4 protein-coding genes are annotated in these 6206 nt (G+C 52.2%); 2 read left to right on the forward strand and 2 right to left on the reverse strand.

The features are described from left to right. The first annotated feature begins 19 nt into the window (after nt 1–19). Nucleotides 20–1354, forward strand: a complete 1335-nt coding sequence (locus tag FQK12_RS08590) for a VasL domain-containing protein (RefSeq protein WP_014229089.1) — start codon at nt 20–22, stop codon at nt 1352–1354. Nucleotides 1355–1516: 162 nt separating this feature from the next. On the opposite strand, the gene FQK12_RS08595 is transcribed toward FQK12_RS08590, so the two are convergent. Continuing rightward, the gene (locus FQK12_RS08595) at nt 1517–3196 is read right to left on the reverse strand and encodes a glycoside hydrolase family 43 protein (RefSeq protein ID WP_014229090.1); all 1680 of its coding nucleotides are present in this window, start codon (nt 3194–3196) and stop codon (nt 1517–1519) included. Between the two features lie 54 nt (nt 3197–3250). Further along, on the reverse strand, nt 3251–4690 hold the full coding sequence (locus FQK12_RS08600) for an MFS transporter (protein ID WP_038423198.1): 1440 nt from the start codon (nt 4688–4690) through the stop codon (nt 3251–3253). Between the two features lie 896 nt (nt 4691–5586). On the opposite strand from FQK12_RS08600, the gene FQK12_RS08605 reads away from it, so the two are divergent. Then, a partial coding sequence (locus tag FQK12_RS08605) for a carbohydrate porin (protein WP_146295693.1) occupies nt 5587–6206 on the forward strand: 620 nt, incomplete at its 3' end.

Here is a 6206-nt window from a genome sequence, read left to right on the forward strand (position 1 = left end):
TATTCTGGCTGAAACCATCATGACGACTCCTTCTGAATGTTGCCTGAAAACCGGCGGCGACCCGCGTACGCTTGCGGATTACGCGCGCCTTCGCGATGAAATGAACAAACTAACCCATCCGGCGCGCCCGGATGTCAACTGGCGGCTCGCGGAAAAACTCTGCCTGTCGCTGTTTGAGCACAACGGCGTGGAGCTACAGACTGCCGCCTGGTATACGCTTGTCCGCATGCATCTGGCGGGGCTATACGGCATGAATGAAGGGCTGGCGATACTGGTCGCGCTGGTCTCCCGGCAGTGGGGCAATATGTGGCCGCAGCCGACGACTGCGCGAATCAAAATACTCAGTTCGCTCAGTCAACGGCTGCAGCAGGCGATGCGCACGCTGTCGCTGACCTATATCGACCTGAGCCAGCTTTACCAGGCAGAAGCGCATCTGACGGCGCTGGATGACGTACTGCAGCGTCTGGAACTCAAACATGCCGGCCAGCTTGATGCCCTGTCTATCCTGCTGCACAACGCGGCGGTGCGGCTGGAGAGCAGCGAAAATAAAGAGGAGACCGCGCCGCAAGCGGCCGCGCCTGATCCTGCCCCTTCCAGCCTCCCTGAACCGACCGCGCAGGTGAAATGGGTCTATGTCGCCGAACCGGCATCGCGGCCGAATGCTGACGTTGTGACGGCATTCCCGGCGCCCGCGAAGCCCTGGAAGCCGTTTGTCGCCGGGATGCTGACTATGCTGGCGCTGGCCGGGGCCGCGGCGGGAGGATGGCGGGCAACGTACCCGTCCGATTCGGGGCAGATGCGGTTTCCCGCCCGGTTCTCTCCGTTACCCACGGTGCTTTCCGCTGAGCAGTTACAGACGCTACGACAACAATCCCCCTCGGCGGAGCCGGGGATAAAACAGACTCAGCAGCAGCTGGCGCAGCTTTTACAGCTAAAACCGGACTGGGCTTTGAGTTATGGTACTCATCTGGCGCAGCAGGCGCTGACGCTATGGCCAGAGCAGGCGAAACCGCTGGCGCGGCAATGGCAACAGCAGGTCAGCGCCGCCGCGCTTCCCGTGGAGAATCTCAGCGGCTGGCACCAGGGAATGACGCAGCTACAGCAGTTGACGAACCGGCTTAACGCACTGGATGAACAGAAGGGGCGGTATATCACGGTGAGTGAGCTGAAGTCAGCGGTGTTTGCCATAACGCAGTCGTTCAGCCGTACCGTTCCGGCGGAAGAGCAGCTGCGACAACTCTCCGCACAGCCGCGCAATCAGCCAGGGTCTGCGGCGCAGCAGAACCAGACGGAGCAGCATCTGCAACAACTGATTGCCCGCTATGCTGCGCTGAAACAAAAAACGGCGGAATAAGCGTGCAATAGCCACCCGCACGGGTCATTAGCGTGACGCATGACTTTCGCTATCGGAACGGCCGGTTGCCGGCCTGATGCGACAACCCTGCCACACCCGGCACCGGCGCGCCTGTCGCGCCGGTGCCTCCTTTCAGCGTTTAATCTCCCCAGACAGGGCTCTCTAATAACGTCGTAATTCACTGGCTTCCCAGCTATACGCGTCCCTGGCGATTAACGTGTCGCCAAGCTCCTGATAATCGAAATGATAAAACTCAGCGCGGGCGCCATAACCGGAGTAGTCGACTGCCGCAAGGCCAACAAACGCTCCGGTAAAGAATCCGCCATAGCTTTGCAGGACATAATCATCCGAAAGGATCGCAGCATCTAGCTTCACAGGGATTTCAGTGAACTCAACCCCATCAAAGCTATATTCATAGCTATACGTTTCCTTCCTGACTTTCGTCCGGAACCAGACATATTCAACGTGCTCCGGGACCTTGATGGCTTCATCTTTTAAATATGATGTATACCGCCCTCGGTTATTCTCACCTATTTCAATGACCTTACCGTTAATTTCATTCCAGGTAATGAACACAAAACTCCAGTGACGATCGTTATAGTAATTCGTTAACCCGGCCATTTGCTGGTAGTTAAATGGATTAAATTTAACTTTAACTTTCGCATCAAAATAAAAGGCTTGCCAGCGTCGGGCAATCAGCGACAGGTCATGGGTATTCGCTAAAGATCCCTGGCCAATTAACGTTAACTTGCCATCGCCGGTGGTACCCATTTTTTCTGTAAACGGCACCCGCAGGGTGTTCCAGTTACCATCGAGTGTCGCCGTTGTAAATTCGTCGTGCTGGCTACGGTCTTCCGGACTTTCGGTATCAATGGCATCTTTCGGGCCTTCGACAAACGTCTTTCCGCCGTGACCGCCTTCAATACGCGGCCAGCCGCCTTCATCCCAGTACACCTTCTGGATAGCCGTTTCTCTGCCCAGCGTTGACCAGCCGCGAGGATCGTAGACTGACTCACCCGGGCGATTCCACGGACGCGCGCAGAGCGAGGCGTAGTACCATTCGCCGCCGGGGGTGGAAACCAACGCGCCGTGCCCTTGCTTTTGGATGTAGCTGTCTGGCGTATCGACGTTGGTTAAGAAGACCTCACCTGGCTCCGTTTCAAAGCTGTTGGCGTCTAAGGTTTTAGAACGCGCAACCACTTCCTGGTGCGTAAATACGGTGCCCCCCTGGGCGGCAAAAAGATAATAATATCCGTTCAGTTTATAGAGATGCGGCCCTTCAACGAGCCCAACGGCGGTCCCCCGATAAAGGGTACGCGCGGTCTCTGGCATTAATTTCAGGGTTTTTGTATCCAGTTCAGTTAACGTGATGCCGTCAAAAGGATGGTGATATTCGCGATGGTCCCAGGTTTGCTGCACGATATATTTCCGGCCATCATCGTCGTGGAAGAGAGAAGCATCAAAACCTACGCCGTTAAGCTTAATGGGATCTGACCACGGGCCGCGGATATCGGCTGCGGTGGTCAGATAGTTTGTCATGTCTTTAAAGGCGCCTTCGGTGACTTTGACGTCGGTATACACTAGCCAGAATTGACCGTCGGCATAAGAGAGCGCCGGCGCCCAAATGCCGCCTGATGAAGGATTGCCTTTCATATCCAGCAGGGTGGTGGTTGACAGGGGCGAAGGGAGAAGATTCCAGTGCTCCAGGTCTTTTGACTCATGTAAACGAACGCCAGGGAACCACTCAAACGTAGAGTTGGCGATATAGTAGGTGTCCTCGACACGGATAATACTGGGGTCGGCATTAAACCCACGTAAAATAGGGTTTTGAATAAGTGACATATCATTACACCTTTTTATTTAAATGTTCCAAATGCATTTAATTTATATTTTTAACTACACGCGGACTTCATCAAGCTGACGGTTAATATCGGTCACGTTTTTGTCAGAGATGGGATAAACCTGCATGATGATCATCGATATGATGGCTAACGCGATAGGGATCCACACCGCGGTCATAATGATCCCGTCGATAGCGCTGGCGCTTTGCCGGGCGCCGGTTTCATTAAAGCCATAAACGGCCAGTAACCACAGGGGAATCGCGCCGCCGATGGTAAAGCCGATTTTGAAAAAGAGGCCCATAATCGCATTAATGATCGCCGCATTTCGCTTGCCGGATTTTAATTCGCCATACGCAATCACTTCAGGAACCAGCGCCCACATAAAGCCGGTCGCGGACGTTAAGCCCCATTGTTTAATGAAGGTGGCGATGTAAGCAAGCCAAAGCGCATCGTGCATGCCCTCGCGTGACCAGACGTAAGTCAGTAGCTCGCCGACAATAAACATGGCCAGAAAAATATGGAAGAAGCCTTTTTTACCAAAAATTTTCTTGAGTTTGGGCCAAAAAATAGGGAATGCGATGCCCGGTATGGAGGCGACAAGGCCTACGGCGCCCATCCATTCTGAATGACCGACAACGTACTGATTGAAAAAGCCGTTAACCGTGTTCATGAAAAACATGAACGTGAAGGCCAGCATGAAAAACAGCCCGAGAATAACCAGCGGGCGGTTATGTTTGAGTTCAAGGAACAGATCGGTCGTTTTGACGTTGGCGGTCTGTTCTGCCGTCGCGACAACGCGTTCTTTCGTAAATTTATAGCAGATGAAAAGCGCCACCGCGCCGATGAGCATATACACGGAGTAGACGCCGAACCAGGCGTAGTTGGCTGATGGATCGGTATAGTTTCCCAGATTGAGCTCAATGCCGAAAAAACCGGTGTCCTTAAGGCTGCGATCTTTTGGTGAAGCCATCTGTACAAACATCGGAAACAGGGTATAAACAAGAAGATTGGCGCTATTGGCCAGCATCATTCGGGTACTGGTGAGTTTATCAATCGATTCCGGATCCCGGGTCAGGGATGCATTAAGCGAACCATAAGGAATATTCACTACGGAATAAACTAAATCCAGAGCCAAATAAACGATGAAGGCAAAAGGTACCGAACCTCTGACCCCAGGAATGGGAGCAAAAAGTAAAGCGGAAAGGATCACCAGCGGTACGCCGGCTCTTAACAGCCAGGGGCGATATTTACCTGCTTTTGACGTTCTTTTGTCAACATACGTGCCGACCATCGGATCCCAAAAGACATTGATGATTCGGACAAAAAGAAATATAAACCCTGCCGTTGCCGTGCTGATGGTATTAACCGTCAGCATGTGAAGAGCCAGAAAGCCGCCTATTGTGCCAAAAACCAGGTTTTGAGCGAAGTCGCCCATACCATAACCAATACGTTCTCCACGCGTTAATTTATGATATTCATCATGGCGGCTTTGCATTATGTTTTTACTCATTCTGAGCAGACTCCGGTGTGTTGTGTGGATGTGTAACAATTTCTGACATAAATGATCTCGAAGAATCTATTACGTTTTTAAATTAATTTATTATGTTTTTTTACTTCTGTGATCATCGAAGCAAAGCCTCCTCCAGACCCTCCATTTCACTTGTTGATTAACGCGTTACAAGCTATACCCCGGTAGATTTAAAACGCCGCCAAACCGGCATTTTGTTTTATTGTTTTTTTTACTCTGGCCACTCCAGGAAATGTACTCTACAGAGTTATCCGCGCGCTGAGTAAATGGCGCGAATATTTGCGAGATGGCTCACGTTTGAGCATTTTCTTAATCACGGAGTGAAATAACGTAATTGAGCAACCGGCCAGGAGAATACAGGATGTGTCACAGTTGTTAATTTTTCGCTTCATAAATTATGGGATTCATCATGCCATCTTGTGCTGAGCGGGGCGCTGCCAACAGTTTGACTCACCCATGCGACGGTGCCGGGGCGGCGGTTGGCGGCGGCCGGACCCTGTGTCCCGGGGATGCAGGGCAAAGCGTTAGCGCCCTGAACGCTACCCACCGTCTGGGGGGCAAAACGTGATGCTGTGAGTAGGGAGGACGTCGCCATCGTTTTAAACCACGGCGTTAATTTCGGCGTATGCCCCAGCGCATTCAATGAATTCACTGCTGGCCGGGGGAACTATCCAAAGTGATAATTCACCCGGGCTGCGCTAATTCTTAAATAACAACTATGGAGATCGGATAACCCTAATAGTGTAAAGCCTCTGTTGACGTACAAAATAAAAATTAAATTGTTCTTATGATAGCGACATATTCTGATTGCCCAGAATGGGATTGTTATTATCTGAATAAAACTAACCTATATTGAGATAATTATGACAATGATAAAAAAACTTCCATTACCCATGGCGGTTATCGCCGCGCTTTTCCCATTTACCTCTGCAGTCGCCCAAGAGTTCACTCAGGAACAGATCGACGCCATTGTGGCGAAAGCCGTCGATAAAGCCCTGGCCGAACGCCAGGCGAAAATCGACGCCGCGGCTGATAAAAAAGTGGATGTTATCACCAACCCGCAGACCACCGCGGCCACGCCGGATATGGCGATCCCCTTCGGCCTGAAGTTCAGCGGCTACGCCCGCTACGGCGCGCAGTTCCAGACCGGCGATCAGAAGTTTGTCGGCGTCGATGGCTCCTATAACGGCGCCTCGGCGATCGGCCGTTTAGGCAACGAAGGCAACGGCGGCGAATTCCAGATAACCAAAGCCTTCAGGAGCAGTAAAGGCGCTATCTGGGATATCAACGTCATGTTTGACCACTGGAGCGATGAAGTTAACCTGAAAAAAGCCTACGTCGGCGTCACCAACGTGCTCGAGTCTAACCCCAACGCCTATATCTGGGCCGGCCGCGACTTCCATCAGCGCCCGCAGCAGGGGATCAACGACTACTTCTGGATGAACCACGACGGCCAGGGCGCCGGGGTGAAGAACTTTGATAT

Source organism: Klebsiella sp. ME-303 (assembly GCF_007910085.1).
Lineage (GTDB): Bacteria > Pseudomonadota > Gammaproteobacteria > Enterobacterales > Enterobacteriaceae > Klebsiella > Klebsiella michiganensis.

Bases quoted from the DNA above. Each gene is read 5' to 3' on its own strand.
- FQK12_RS08590 (WP_014229089.1), top strand. From the start codon at position 20: ATGACGACTCCTTCTGAATGTTGCCTGAAAACCGGCGGCGACCCGCGT.
- FQK12_RS08600 (WP_038423198.1), bottom strand. From the start codon at position 4,690: ATGCAAAGCCGCCATGATGAATATCATAAATTAACGCGTGGAGAACGT.
- FQK12_RS08595 (WP_014229090.1), bottom strand. From the start codon at position 3,196: ATGTCACTTATTCAAAACCCTATTTTACGTGGGTTTAATGCCGACCCC.